Source organism: Candidatus Paceibacterota bacterium (genome assembly GCA_035452965.1).
GTDB lineage: Bacteria > Verrucomicrobiota > Verrucomicrobiia > Limisphaerales > UBA8199 > UBA8199.
In genome coordinates, this window is record DAOTCE010000007.1 from 60775 (window position 1) to 74786 (window position 14012).

Here is a 14012-nt window from a genome sequence, read left to right on the forward strand (position 1 = left end):
CTTATGCACTTCCACATCCGGTCTGTCTTTCTTGCGTTCTTGCTGGCCCTCCCCCCGTACTCCACCACTCTGGCTGCCAAATCTGTCGGTGGCCTCACCGGGCCCTGGCAGCTCTTCGTGGATGACTACCTCGTCGCCTCGAAGGACAATATCGTCCGCCGCTACCATGCCTTCCAGAAGTACACAAACAACCCCGTCCTCGCGGTGGATCAGCCGTGGGAGCATAACGTCGTTTCCTGCAGCACTGTTCTCCCCGCCGAAGACGGCAAAGGCTTCCGCATGTGGTATCACTGCTGGACGCACCCAAACGACCCCGACCGCGGGCATGCCCTCTACGCTGTCAGTTCTGACGGCATCCATTGGCAGAAGCCGAACTTGGGCCTGCTCCCTTGGAAGGTCAACGGCTCCTCCAATAATAACTTCGTTGGCGCCAGCGGCTCGATCATGCACACCCCGAACGATCCCGACCCCGCCCGCCGCTACAAGGCCGTCCACTCCGGCAACTTCTTCTTCCGCGCCTCCCCGGACGGGCTTCGCTGGGAGCGCCTTACCCAGGGTGAACTGTTCAAGGCAGGCGACACCGGCCACCTGATGTGGGATCCGCTCACTGACAAGTACCGTGCCTACGCTAAAATCAACGCCCTGGTCGCCGGCCAGCGCCGCCGAGCCATTGGTTACAGCGAAGGGACCGGCTTCGAAGCATGGCCCTCCATGCGGTTGATCATGGCGCCCGATGACTTTGACGACCGCTGGGTCAAGCCCGGATCCGTTCAGCGCACCCACTTCTACAACTGCCCCGTCTTTGCCTGCCAAAGCCACTACCTTGGCCTAATGTCCATCTACCGCGCCGAGGATGACGAAGGCTACTTCCACGGTCCCATCTTCGTCGAGCTGGTCACCAGCCGCAACGGCATTCACTGGCTGCGCGAGGATGGCGACCGCCCGCCGCTGCTGCCCTGCGGCCCGCCGCGCACGTGGGACCACGGCATGGTCTTCGGCGCTTCCATCGTGCCCGTGGGAGATCAGCTCTATCTCTATTACAGCGGCTATGATGGCCTGCACGACTATCTCCCCTTCCACTCTGCCATCGGGCTGGCGTTCCTGCGCAAAGACGGCTTCGCCTCACTCGACGGCGAAGACATCCCCGGCGAGGTCACCACCAAACGCCTAACCGGCCTTACCGGCCAGCTTCACCTCAATTGCGAGGCCGCCGCCGGTTTGCTCCAGGTCGAAGTCCTCGATGACAGCGGCAGTGTTGTACCCGGTTATAGCAAGCACGACTGCAATGAGCCCCGCGGCGACGGCATAGACCAGGTCGTCGCCTGGCGGAACCACGCCGAGCTGCCTGCCACCAGCGGGCCTTTGCGCCTGCGCTTCTTCCTCAAGAACGTCTCTCTCTACTCCTTCTATGCCGGCGACAACGTCAAGGTCTTGGACGATCCGTACCGGGAATCACTCGCCGCTCTGTTCACCTTCGAGGGCGATGGCGGGCGCCGCGCCGCTAACAAGCTGCCGCCTAATGCAGCACGCTCCCTCCGGTTCCGCGGCACCAGCAAAATTGACGGCGACGCCAAGAACGCCGCCTTCGGCAGCCAATCCGTTACCATCCCCTCCCTCTGGCGGCCGCTCAACAGCCTGCAAATTACCGACAGCGCCAATCTCGGCACCCGCTTCACACTAGCGGTCATGGCCCGCAGCACCGATAACCGCTTGGGACGGCTGTTCAGCTCCTACGATGGCAACGGGCCCGTCAACACGTCCGAGCTCATCTTCGAGTGCGACCCGTCCGGCAAGGCCATCCCCGGCCTTCGCCTGTTCTGCCGCGGTATTCCCGTTACCTCCCAACCCCTCACCTTCGCTGACGGCAAGTATCATCACCTGGCCGTGACGTGGGACGACGGGCATGTCCGGTTTTACCTGGACGGTGCCGACGCCGGCGAAGCGTGGCTCCCGGGAGGCGCGCCGGTCGTGATGCCCCGTGATCTGCTCGTCGGCGACGATGCGGAGTTGGGCCGCACCGACGAACAGTTCAACGGCAACATGGACGACATCCTGGTCCTCGGCCGCGCCCTTAGCCCCGAAGATTTGAAGTCGCTTGCCGCTCAAGGCGCGGAAGCGTTCTTCAAACCCAGGAAGTAGCGGACTAATGCAGATCTCTGGGCTGCCGATAGGGCTGCCGGGAACTGTAGAGCGCCAGCCGCTCGCCGATCTGACTGGCCAGGACTTCCAGGCCTTGGGTCGTCGCTGCCGCTTGAGCTCGCCGGGCCGTTACACTCGCCTCCTCAAACCGCCCCGCCTCAGCATACGCCGCCGCCAGCGTGTCCAGCACCCCTACGTTATTCGTGCCCGACAATTCAACCGCCTGCTCCGCGAGCCTCACCGCCTCCGCCCCATCCCGCACTTCCACCCGCGCATCCGTCGCCATGGCCCAAGCCAGGTTGTTCAATGGATCGGACCACTGCGGCGCCAACCGTACCGCCTCTCGCCAGTGGCCAATCGCTTCCGGCGTGCGCCCTTGCTGCTGGCGCACTATCCCCAGCGCGTAATGCGCCGCGACGAAAGCGGGCTCGAGCCGAAGCGCCAACTCGAACTGTCGTCCGGCCTCCTCTGCCTCTCCCTTTCGGGCCAGCACCGCTCCAAGCTGGTACTGCGCCTCGGGGTTCTCGGGAGTCAAACGCGCCGCTTCGCCGCAGTGTATCATGGCCTCCTCGATCTGGCCGGCCTCCAGCAATACGCGTCCCAACTCGCCACGAGCCCGGGCATCCCCAGGATTCGACTGCAACGCTTCCCGGTACGGCGCAGCGGCTCGCTCCAACTTCTCGCCGATTGCCACTGCGCGCTCCAGCTTCTGCCGCGTGCCGGGAGAGTCGGGTTGGAACCGCAGCGCTTCACGAAAATGCACCGCGGCCTCCGCGTAACGGCCCTGGCCTGCCAGCACCGCTCCCAAGTTATCATGCGCCTCCGGGTAATCAGGCTTCAAGCGCAGCGCCTCGTCAAAGTGCCGAATCGCTTCCGCCGGCTGACCTTGCCTAAACAGAACATACCCAACGTTATTATGGGCCTCGGCGTCAGTGGGATTCAAGCGCAACGCTTGATTGTACTCGCGGATGGCTTTACCGAGATCGCCTTTCTTGAACCAGGCATATCCGAGGCTGCTATGGGCGTCGTCCTTCTCGGGGGTGAGATGGATAGCTTTCTCATAGTAACGAATGGCTTCGTCGAATGCTCCTTGCCCGGCCAGTGCGATGCCTTGGTTGTAGTAGGCGGCCCCAAGGTTCTGGATGGCTAGCTCATTCGTCCCAGTCACCGCCAAGGCGTGCCGCCACAGAGTTTCATCGTCCTTCCAATAACCAATCTGCCGACGGGTCAGAGCGAGGCACGCCAGCGTGGCCACCACCACCAGCCCAGACAGGCCGACTTTCCGCCACTGCCACCGCAAGGTCAGTGCGTGCGCCCCCCATACCAGCATGAGCAGCACCCCGATGGTTGGAATATATGTGTAGTGATCCGCCATGGACTGTTTGCCAATCTGCACCAGACCGATCACCGGCACGAGGGTGCCCACAAACCAGAACCAGCCGGTCGGCAGATACCGATGTCGCCGCCCCCACGCCACCACGCAGACCGAGATTCCAGCCAGGGCAAAACCGCACGGCAGCACCGTGGCCCAACCCCAGCCCGCTGGGTAGGGGTAGAACGGGCTCAGGTCGGTCGGCCAAAAGAGCTTGCCCACGTAGCGGCCATAGGAGACCAGCGCGTTTTGCAGGCGGGCAGTGAAGACGAATTGGCCGGTGGCCTTGATGTTCTCGGCGCCGGCCTGGACGGTGAACGCGATCACGGCGACCATGAACGCCAGGCCGAAGAACGGCAGCTTCTCCAAGGCCAAACGGAGCAATGGAGTGATTGAGTGATGGAACGGTGGTGGGGGGCGTGTTGAGTATTGTGTGTTGTGGATCGCCTGTTGCGTGTTGCGTGATTCCTCATGCCGCAGTCCGCACTCTGCACTCCCCATTCTGCCCAGCGGCCAGTAGTCGAGCAGCAGGAGGACGAAGGGCAGTGTGACGAGCATCGGCTTGCTCATCAGGCCCAGCGCGAAGAAGGCCAGGGCCAAGCCATAAGCGACTTTGGACTTTGCACTCGGAACTTTGGAATTGCGCGCATAGCGCGCGTAGGCTAACAGGGTCAGGAGCCAGAAGAGGGTGCTCAGAACGTCCTTGCGTTCGGAAACCCAAGCGACTGATTCCACGCGCAGGGGATGCAGGGCGAACAGGAGCGCCAGGGCCGCGCAACGCCAGGGCGCGCCGGTCATGCGATGGAAGACCAGAAAGAGCAGAACGGCGTTGAGGGTGTGGAGCAGGACGTTGGTGAGGTGATGGCCCCAGGGATTCAAGCCGAAGATCGAGCAGTCCAGCATGTGCGAAAGGGTCGTGAGCGGATGCCAATTGGCCGCCACCGGGTTGCAGAACGCGTAGGCAACCCCCTTCCAGGTCAGCCCACTCTGGACCTGGGGGTTGGCGGTGACGAACGGCGCGTCGTCGTAGTCAATGAAGCCGTTGCGCAGCGACGGCAGAAACGCCCAGAACACGAGGCCGAACAACAGGATGCTGATCCCCAGCGAGAGACGTCGGGAAGCGAGTGCCGGAGGCCAACGGATGGTCATGGCTTCACGTCCGGGGTGTCCCGATAGGGCTTCTGGGCAGCGTAGAACGCCGAACGCCGGCCAATCTGGCCGGCCAAAACCTCCTGCCCCTTTGCCGCAGCCGTAGCCTGCGCCCGCCGAGCGGTGGAACGCGCCTCCGCAAAACGCCCCGCCTCAGCATAGGCGGCGGCCAGCGTGTCCAGCATGCCCACCGTGTTGGTTCCGGTCAACTCGACGGCCCGCTCAGCCAACTTCACCGCCTCCGGGCCGTTCCGCAGGTCCGCGCGCGGATTGGTCGCCAGCACCCATGCCAGGTTGTTGAGCGGGTCCGCCCACTGGGGAGCCAGCCGCGCCGCCTCCCGCCAGTGCTGCAGCGCCTCGGCCACCTGTCCCTGGTGCTGCCGCAGTATCCCCAGCGCATAGTGCGCCGGAGCAAACTTGGGCTCGAGCCTGAGCGCCAGCTCGAATTGGCGCGCCGCCTTCTCCACCTCACCCTTGCGGGAAAGGGCTGCGCCGAACTGGTATTGGGTCTCTGCGCTTTTAGGGCTCTGCCGGGCCGCCGCGGTGAGGTGTTCCAAGGCCTCATCAAGCCGGCCGCTCTCCAGCAGCACGCGGCCCAACTCGGCTTGTGCGCGAACATCGGCCGGTCTCGCCCGCAGCACGTCCCGATACGCCTCGATGGCCTTTCCGGGATCCTGAAGTATGGCCAGCATTTGGTCGAGCTTTCGGCGGCCGTTAGCGTCGTCCGGTTTGAGGCGCAGGACTTCTTGAAACTGCGCAGCCGCCTCACGGAAGCGCCCGAGGCTGGCCAGGGCGAGGCCCAGATTGTGATGCGCTTCCACGAAGTCCGGTTCGAGACGTAACGCCTCGGTGAAGCGTGCGATGGCCTCGTCGAATCGCCCCTGGCCCGCACACAGGCCGCCGAGGCTGCTCTGCGCGGCGGCATCCTCAGGGTTCAAGCGCAGCGCTTCTTCGTAATGCGGAATAGCCTCCGCCGGCCGGCCAACCTGGACCAGGGCGAACGCCAGGGCGGCGCGGGGGTTGGCATCGCGAGGGTTGATCCGGATGGCTGCTTCATAGTGCGGGATGGCCTCGTCGAATCGTTTCTGCACGGCCAGGTAGAACGCCAGGTTGCCGTGGGCGAAGTCGTTGTTCCTTGTCACGGTCAGGGCGTAGCGCCACAGAGTCTCGTCGTCCTTCCAGTAGGCAATCTGGCGGCGCGTGAGACCGACGCAGGCCAGCGCGACCGCCAGGGCCAGACCCGACAGCACGACTCTCCGGCCAGGCCAACGCGCGGCCAACTCGTGCGCGCCCCAGACCAGCATCAGCAGCACGCCGATGCCGGGAATATAGGTGTAGTGGTCGGCCATGGATTGTCTGCCGATTTGCACCAGGCCAATCACCGGAACCAGGGTGCCCAGGAACCAACACCAACCAGCGGCCAGGTACCGCCGCTCCCGGCCAAAGAAGAACACCAGCACCGAGATGACCAGCAACCCCAGGCCCGACCCCAGAATGGCCGCCACACCCCAGCTGGCCGGATACGGATAGAACGGGCTCAAGTCCACCGGCCAGAAGATAGTGCCCAGGTAACGGCAATAGGAGACCACGGCATTTGCGAGCCTTGTTGCCAGCGGGAGCACGTTGCACTTGGGTATGTTCAATGCTCCTGCTTGGACCGCGTAGGCGAGCGCGCTGCCCGCGGCCGCCAAGGCGAAGAAAGGCAGCTTCTCCCTGACGAAGGGAAGAAGAGTCTTGAGTTTGGAGTCTTGGGTCTGAAAACCAAAACGGTTGAGCGGCCAGTAGTCCAGCAGCAGGAGCACGAAGGGCAGTGTGACGAGCATTGGTTTGGACATCAGGCCCAAGGCGAAGAAGGCCAGTGCCAAGCCGTAGGAAACTCCCGACTTTGCACTCGGGACTTCGGACTCTCGCGCATAGCGCGCATAGGCCAGCAGGGTCAGCAGCAGGAAGAAGGTGCTCAGGACGTCTTTACGCTCCGAAATCCACGTGACCGATTCCACCCGGAGGGGATGTACAGCGAAGAGCAAGGCCAGAGCCGCGCAACGCCAAGTCGCGCCCGTCATCCCTCTGAACAGCAGGAACAGCAGGACGGCATTGGAGGCGTGTAGCAGGACGTTGGTCAGGTGATGGCCCCAGGGCTTCAGGCCGAAAAGCGTGCAATCCAGCATGTGGGAGAGAATCGTGAGCGGATGCCAGTTGGCGCCCACCTCGTGGGAGAACGCCCAGATGAGGTTTGACCAGCTTATCCCGGCCTGTACTCGCAGGTTGCCGGTCACAAACAGCATGTCGTCGTAGTCCACGAAGCCGTTGCGGAGCGAGGGCAGGAAGGTCCACACCACGGCTGCCAACAGACCAAGCGAGATGGCAATGCAAGGGCCGCCGCGTCCGGACGAGGTTGGTGGCTCGCCCGGGTTTGCGGGGCTAGGTCGCAGATTTGGGTTCGCGGTGCGTTGTGCCATGCTTGGCGCGCGACGAGCCACCCGCTTGCGAGCGTTCGCGCGGTGCCATTCAACTAGAGTAACGTCAGGGTGGAAGCGAGCAAAAAGTGGGGGGAGGGCTTGTTACGAAAGCGACGTGACCCCTGCTGTGATGGGGCTCCCTCCATAGTCCACAAGCTCCGGGCATGGAAACGACAGAGCGCGGACGAGGCCGTCCGCGCTCCAGCGAGACTCAAAACGACAGGACTGACTTACTTCCTGCGGCGCAGGGCGAGGAGGCCTAACAGGCCCAAGCCAAGCAGAGCGCCGGTAGCCGGCTCAGGGATCGCCACTGTCATAGCGAAGGCACGCGTCGTGTAAGGTGTCACCCCACCGTCGGGTGACCAGGAGCCGATGCCCGTGATGACCGCGTAGACCTGCATGTCCTCTTCGTCCCAATAGCTGGCCACACTGTACGCGCGACTCAAGCGGGAGAAGCCATCAAGAATCCCTTGGCCGGCGGCCAGGTCGGTCAGGTCAATCGCATGCCAGTTGCCAACGCTATCGCTCGTATCCCAGATCACGGCCTTCTCCATGCCACGGTAGGCCATGCCTACAGCGTACTTCCCATCCGCAGAAGCGCCGTATGGGATCTGCAGGGAAATCGAACCCGCTTCGTTCCCGAACAACGGCAGGGGGTTGATCGTCTGGCTCGCACCCGGGTTCTCAACTTTGTAGCCGTAATAGTTGCTGGGATCAGCCAACGTACGGGAACGCCCAAAGACGACGAGCCCATTGGCAGAAACCGAGAAAGCTTCGCCGGAGTCGGTGCCATCCAAGCCATTGAAGAAAAAGGCTGTACTAGCTACAGCATCGAGGACGTAGTTACGCTTGTTCGCCTGGGAATTGTTGACACCCCGCCAGCCAACCGACCGACCGCTGGCGCTCGTTCCCAGCATCTCACCCTGGTCACCAGATATTCCTTTAGTGTAATAGACATTCGCGGGAACAACCATGGGAGTTGTCGGGGGAACCGTCCACAGTCCGGCGCCTTTCATGACAACCAGCTGGCTTGTCCGCGCGTTGCTCCGGGTGCTGACGTAGTAGGCATCGGACCCGGCGGAGGATCCGAGCTGGTTGGCGAAGCCCATCGCCTGACCATAGGTCCAATTGGCGTTGCGGCGCTTGTTGCCCCACGTTGTGCCGCCATTTATCGTCATCCATTCGGCTGCGCCGCTGGAGGTCATGCCCGAGATGACGATCTGCTGCTGGCCGCCATAGGTGCGGTAGCCCACGCCATTGGCGTATTGGGATTGGGCGTTGTCAGCGCTGATCACGTTGATGGCGCTGGCGGAACCGACCTCCCACATGTAACCACGCGTGCCGGATTGGCCAACGATCCATTTGCCGTCCGAGGTAATGGCGCGGGCGTCGTTGGCAGTGTCGCCAGTCAGGGTTGGAATGACGGCAAGGGTGTCAGCCAGGGCGGCGGCGGCACTTAACGTCAAAACGGCGATAGCGGTGAGGAACTTCATGTTTTTGCCTTTCAGGTTGGTTGATTTTGGTGCTTTTTAGATCGCGATAATCAGGAGTGGCAGCGGGCTGCTGCGGAACCCAATTTGCTATAGATCCAGTACAACATGTCTACAGTTTTTACTGCTGAGTGTCATTTTGCGCAGAAACGACGCCCTTTGTCAAGCCCGGAAGGTTGTCTATTCCATGGACAAGACCCCCCGGCCCAAATTCCCGCAGAAGAGGCACAAATGGCCCAAAATGGCCTGTTTTGACAATCAAGCAGTCATTCAACACGGGCGGCGTCCCAGTCTTTTCGGTGATTCACGGAAGTTATTACATGCCGCGGCACAGTGTGCAGTCATGGGATGGGGATGGCGGGTTCCTGCCGATTTTCCTTCAAATGGACCCCCGGCAACGGGCACCATGGAGCGAGCTTACATGAGCATGATGCAAGAATTCACGGCGCTCGATGGCGCCATCTTGATTGACAAGCCCGCCGGGCCAACCTCGCACGACGTCGTGGATGCCATTCGCCGGCGCTTCGGCATCAAGAAGGTCGGCCATTGCGGCACACTTGACCCGAATGCCACCGGGCTGCTGATCATTGTGCTTGGACGCGGCACAAAGCTCTCCGAGAAGCTGATGTCCGACGACAAGGTTTATGAGGGCGCGATCAAGCTCGGCGAGACGACCAACAGCTACGATGCAGACGGCGAGTTGGTGGGGTCACTGCCAGTACCTCCGCTGACGCTGGACCAGCTCAACCAGGCGGCAGGAGAGTTCGTGGGCGATCACATGCAGACGCCCCCGATGGTGTCCGCAGTGAAGAAGGACGGCGTGCCGCTCTACAAACTGGCCCGAAAAGGCATCGAAGTGCCGCGGGAGCCGCGCCTGGTGCACATTTACAACTTCCGTTTCAGCGCCTACCAGGAGCCGCTGGCGCAGTTCCGACTGGCCTGCACCAAAGGCACCTACGTCCGCAGCATTGCGCACGACCTGGGACAGAAGCTCGGCTGCGGCGGGCACCTGGCAACGCTGCGGCGCGTAACCTCCGGCAAGTTTGAGGTAGCGCAGGCCATCCCACTGGCGGAGGTGCTGAAACTGGCGCCGCGCGAACTGGAGAAGCGGGTGCTGCCGTTCTTGAAATTGGCGGCGGCGGGGGGCAGCTAAAGGGCCATCTGGTGTGACGACGTTAAATGAGTGAATCAGGATGGCTGGTTACCCGCCACCTTCGCCGCCTGAGAACCCGCGCCACTAATTTAACGATTCAACCTGTTCAACTCATTTAGCGCGCATGAGAATTATCCGCACGGCCAAAGAGCTGAACCCGGCGCGCCGCAAAGTCTGCCTGGCCATCGGGTTCTTCGACGGCGTCCATCTCGGGCACCAGCAGGTCATCCGCCAGACGCTCACCGACGCCAGAAAACACGACGCCATTGCGCTGGTCATCACCTTCGACCAGCACCCGAACACAGTGGTCGCCCCCAGCCGGGTGCCGCCGCTGATCTACTCACTCCCGCAGAAGCTGCGCGCGATCGAGTCTTTGGGAGCCGACACGTTGCTGCTCATTCGTTTCGACAAGGCATTCAGCGAGCAGAGCGGCGAGGCATTCGTTCGCGGACTGGCGCGCGACCTGGGTAACATTCAAAGCCTTTGTGTCGGGGCGAACTTTGTCTTCGGCCATAAACGCGGTGGGAATGTGGACTTGTTGAGGAAGCTTGGGGTGGAGCTGAGATTCGCGGTGCACGGCATGGCGGCGGTGTCGCTGGACGGCCAAGCCGTCAGCAGCACTCGGATCCGGCAAGTCATTCGGGCGGGAGACTTGGACCGGGTAAGCCAGATGCTCGGCCGCGCCTATTCCCTGGCGGGTACGGTCATTCGGGGGGACGGGCTGGGCCACCGACTCGGCTTCCCGACTGCCAACCTCGATGCCGCCACCCTGGCCTTGCCGCCAAATGGGGTTTACGCCGTCCTCGCGGAGACGGGCGGCAAAACCTGCCGCGCGGTCCTGAATATTGGCCACCGGCCCACCCTGCGGGATCCGAACCCGCAGTTAAGGGTGGAGGCGCACCTGATTGACTTCACCGGCGACCTCTACGGCCAGGAATTGGAAGTAGCCTTCGTGGAGAATCTGCGCACAGAGAAGGAATTTGCCTCGCTCACCGAACTACGCCAGCAAATCGCCCGGGACATCCTCGACGCCCAAATGCGGTTCTAGCAAAGGACTCGATTTCGCAAATCCACTAACGTATTGCCTGCACACAGTCCGGAACCCAGCCTGGCCAGTATCGGTCAACATCGTCTCACCGCGCAGGTGGGCTCAACACCGGCACTATGAGCCGGTTGCATCCAGTCACGCCCGCCCACTGCCACCCCAACTACCGGTTCCGCCCATCCCCTGACCTTAAGGCACCCTGCGCCCAATCCAGCTACGGCGACGGGACGGCGGCAATCCAGCGGGACCCCGGTGTGTATCCCATGGGGATCGCTCCCCATGGGATACACACTGGGGCATCACGGGTATCACAGCGTTGTCGCACGGGCATTTCAGACCGTCAGGCCGCGTTCGGAAACCACCACTGTCCTAAAAATGGACACTGCGGTAATCTCCACGAGGGTGGCTGTTCGGTCCAGGAATACGGAACAGCACTACTGGACTGCCGTGTTAAGGCAATTGGTGGGCACGGTAGAATCGCCGGGGAATCCCCGTGGCGGAGTCCGTGAACTGGAGGGTGCCAGTGGTATTGGTGAAGCTGGCCACGGTGACCCAGCTCAGCGGGTTGGACAAGTTGGTCGAGCCCAGGACTTCAATCTTCTGGCCCGGCGGGCCGGAAATGGTGCATCGGAATTGCCCCCCGGCCAGGCGTTGGGGCGAGAGCAGCCGCAGGGCAGTGATCACGTTGAAGGGGCTGCTTAGGGCTGTGTGCCCGGCACCGTCATTTGCTTTGAGCACCACATTGGTGGCGTTTTGCCCCACAGTAATCGTTCCGTTCCAGACGCCGTTTACGAAGGCGCCGGAGGTCGCTGGGCTCACGGGAATGGAGTTGGAGAAGACAACCCGGTAGCGCAAATCAACCATCGGCCCCTGTGCGGTGCCGCGGACCGAAGTCGGGAACACATCGCCGTAAGACCAGTAGAAGTTCTGGCCCACAGTACCTTGAGCAAAGGTAGTAGGCCACGAGGTCGTGCGGAAGTAACCGTTGGTCCCTTGAGGGATGCGTGCACCGACGCGGTAGGTCGTGCCCGCAGCAAGCGTTATCGGCGTCGCCAGCGCTGCCTCGGTCCAACTGCCGAATGCCGACACGTCCTGGCTCGCCAGCAGGGTGCCGCTATCAGTCCAGATCGAAACCTTGTCTGTGCTGTAACCGCGGACGGCGGTGATCTGAACATTAGTGTTTGGCGTAAAGGCGTAGCCGTGCGTCATTTCGGAGCCGAACAGGTAGCTATTCGGTGACAAGTTCCCAACAATCGTGGCGGGAGATCCGGCCCCGGAAGCATAAGCGCTCAAGGTCACGGGGCCCGCGAAACCAGAGGCCACGCCGTTGGTGAGGTTCCGGGCCGTGATGGTCGTCGGGAATGGCGCATTCAGGTACTGCGTGGGACCTACCGGGCCCCATACCAGATGGTCCAGCACTGTCGTCAGCATGTTGTTGGTGAAGTCCACCCCCCACCGATTGCCGCTGGCAGCAGTGTAGTCCCACGATGTTCCAGTCGTGACCGTACGGCTGGTGGTAGTGAAATTGGTCTTGGTGACAGTGATGGAGTAGGTGGAATTGGCGGGGATTCTGGCAAGGGCGTAAATTCCCTGGCTGCCGGTGGTGGTCGTATAGGTGCCGCCACCAGTTTTTACGGCTGTAACGGTGGCAGCAACGACCGGCCGGCCAATCTGGTCCACTACCCGGCCGCTAATGATCTCGCCAGCGCCATTGGTGTAGAGGTTGTACAGGCAAGTGTGCACCACGTTGAAGTCATAGTTGCTGGTTTCCACGATCGGCAGCGCATACCACGCCGAGGCTGCCCCCGACCACCCCAAATTCAAATGGTGGAAGAGGGTGGAATCACTGTAGCCGTAGCCATCCGCCAGGACGGCATGTCCCCCGCTCGGGCCTTTGATCCCCAGGACCACCGGGTATCGAGCATCCAGATTCGGGTTGACCATGTTGATCAAATTGGCGCCTATATCGGACCCGTTGTTGTACCTCGCAACGGCACTGGAGTAGAGGAACGTGGTGGTCAGCGCGATTTTGGCATCCGTCAGGGATGCGGAAGAACCCGTTGCCCTGTAGCTCATGCCGACCGTGGCGCCCGCATCTGCGACTAATGCGCCAATGGCCTGGCATTGCGTCGTGGTGGGACTGGAGGGCGGCATCAACGGCATGTCGCTCCACACATAGGCGCCGCCGGGACCAGTGCCCCCATGCAAGTAATACATTAGGGGAGAGCCATCTGAATAAATCTCAAATCCTGCCGACCCGACGCTGGCGACAGGAAACTCGTAGTAGCGCATCAGTTGGGCCATTGCCGTTGCGACGCAGCCCGCCCAGTAGTTGTTCTTGTTTCCGTCTCCATAGGGCGGAGTATAGTAATTATAACATGCGGTCGTGCCGCCAGCGGCCGCGGTTCCCTGGTCCCAGGTGCTCAGGGTCAGGGGGGCTACTCGGACATCCGACACGCTCGCAAGAGCCTGATCCGTGGCCCCTTCGGATGCCGGTTTGGCTTCCTGAGTGGCAAGCCGCCGCCACTTCGCCTGGGCTTTGAGCGCGTTGGTGTCCGGGTTGGCTGCGTTCTTCGCCAATCGGGCGTAAGAAACTCTGGCCGACAGATCGCCGCTCGCCAGGGCGCCCAGAGGATTACCAGTCGAAGGGTCAAATTTGCCGGCGCGAGCGAAGCCGACAATCGGCTGAACCTGATCGTCAGCGGCCGCAATGACGAAGCCGGAGGGGGCCAAATACACCACATAATACAGGGCGCTGCCAGCGTTGTCGCTGAAAGTGTCCACCCGCTGTACGGTTGTGCCCAACTCCTCCCCCAACGGCGCCCGGTCCAGGTTGAGCCAGGCAGCAACGGCCGCGGCCGCCTGCTTTGAAGTCACAGGCGCCGCCTCGGCGGCCTGCCAAGGATGGCTCAGCAGAGTTCCAAACACCAGTACCGCAAGGGCCGTGTCGAGCCGGTTCAAGAAAAAATGGATGTGCTTCACTGGGTCTTGGCAGATGGGGCTGTTGGTTTGATCGGTGATCATTATCTAAACGGGCGTGCGCCGCTTTGTCGGTTCCGGAATCGCGGCGTGCCCTCAAACCAAAGCGCCGTCGCCTTCCACAAAAGAATCGCCAACAAAGCTCGTGGCTGGGCGACATAACGTCAGCCCTCGCCGCGACAAGGCCTGTTCTACCAGACCCACGGCAGCAATTCAAGTACCATCC

7 protein-coding genes are annotated in these 14012 nt (G+C 62.1%); 3 read left to right on the forward strand and 4 right to left on the reverse strand.

The window, feature by feature from the left end; genetic code table 11:
* Nucleotides 1–3 precede the first annotated feature (3 nt).
* Nucleotides 4–2139, forward strand: coding sequence for a hypothetical protein (locus tag P5205_08430; protein HSA10384.1), 2136 nt, complete (start codon nt 4–6; stop codon nt 2137–2139).
* 4 nt (nt 2140–2143) lie between these two features.
* Here the strand turns inward: P5205_08430 and P5205_08435 are convergent, their stop codons facing one another.
* The 3 genes from P5205_08435 to P5205_08445 all read right to left on the reverse strand — a co-directional run bounded on the left by P5205_08435 (nt 2144) and on the right by P5205_08445 (nt 8612).
* Complete coding sequence (locus tag P5205_08435) at nt 2144–4660, reverse strand: tetratricopeptide repeat protein (GenBank protein HSA10385.1); 2517 nt, start codon at nt 4658–4660, stop codon at nt 2144–2146.
* Nucleotides 4657–6999 carry a tetratricopeptide repeat protein gene (locus P5205_08440; GenBank protein HSA10386.1) on the reverse strand — a complete coding sequence of 781 codons (2343 nt, stop codon included), beginning with the start codon at nt 6997–6999 and terminating at the stop codon, nt 4657–4659. Before P5205_08440 ends, P5205_08435 begins: the two co-directional genes overlap by 4 nt.
* A 350-nt stretch (nt 7000–7349) precedes the next feature.
* Nucleotides 7350–8612: a PEP-CTERM sorting domain-containing protein gene (locus P5205_08445; protein ID HSA10387.1), complete on the reverse strand. Its 1263-nt coding sequence runs from the start codon at nt 8610–8612 to the stop codon at nt 7350–7352.
* 424 nt (nt 8613–9036) lie between these two features.
* Between P5205_08445 and truB the strand changes: the two genes are divergently transcribed.
* Nucleotides 9037–9762: a tRNA pseudouridine(55) synthase TruB gene (gene truB / locus P5205_08450; protein HSA10388.1), complete on the forward strand. Its 726-nt coding sequence runs from the start codon at nt 9037–9039 to the stop codon at nt 9760–9762.
* A 124-nt stretch (nt 9763–9886) separates the two neighbouring features.
* Nucleotides 9887–10810 (forward strand): bifunctional riboflavin kinase/FAD synthetase, encoded by a 924-nt coding sequence (locus P5205_08455; protein ID HSA10389.1) that lies wholly within the window; start codon nt 9887–9889, stop codon nt 10808–10810.
* Nucleotides 10811–11257: 447 nt separating this feature from the next.
* On the opposite strand, the gene P5205_08460 is transcribed toward P5205_08455, so the two are convergent.
* On the reverse strand, nt 11258–13831 hold the full coding sequence (locus tag P5205_08460) for a C10 family peptidase (GenBank protein HSA10390.1): 2574 nt from the start codon (nt 13829–13831) through the stop codon (nt 11258–11260).
* Nucleotides 13832–14012 lie beyond the last annotated feature (181 nt).

What these genes read in the sequence shown, in the direction of transcription:
- P5205_08430 (HSA10384.1), top strand. Translation starts at nt 4, where the DNA reads ATGCACTTCCACATCCGGTCTGTCTTTCTTGCGTTCTTGCTGGCCCTC.
- P5205_08435 (HSA10385.1), bottom strand. Translation starts at nt 4,660, where the DNA reads ATGACCATCCGTTGGCCTCCGGCACTCGCTTCCCGACGTCTCTCGCTG.
- P5205_08445 (HSA10387.1), bottom strand. Translation starts at nt 8,612, where the DNA reads ATGAAGTTCCTCACCGCTATCGCCGTTTTGACGTTAAGTGCCGCCGCC.
- truB (HSA10388.1), top strand. Translation starts at nt 9,037, where the DNA reads ATGATGCAAGAATTCACGGCGCTCGATGGCGCCATCTTGATTGACAAG.
- P5205_08455 (HSA10389.1), top strand. Translation starts at nt 9,887, where the DNA reads ATGAGAATTATCCGCACGGCCAAAGAGCTGAACCCGGCGCGCCGCAAA.
- P5205_08460 (HSA10390.1), bottom strand. Translation starts at nt 13,831, where the DNA reads ATGATCACCGATCAAACCAACAGCCCCATCTGCCAAGACCCAGTGAAG.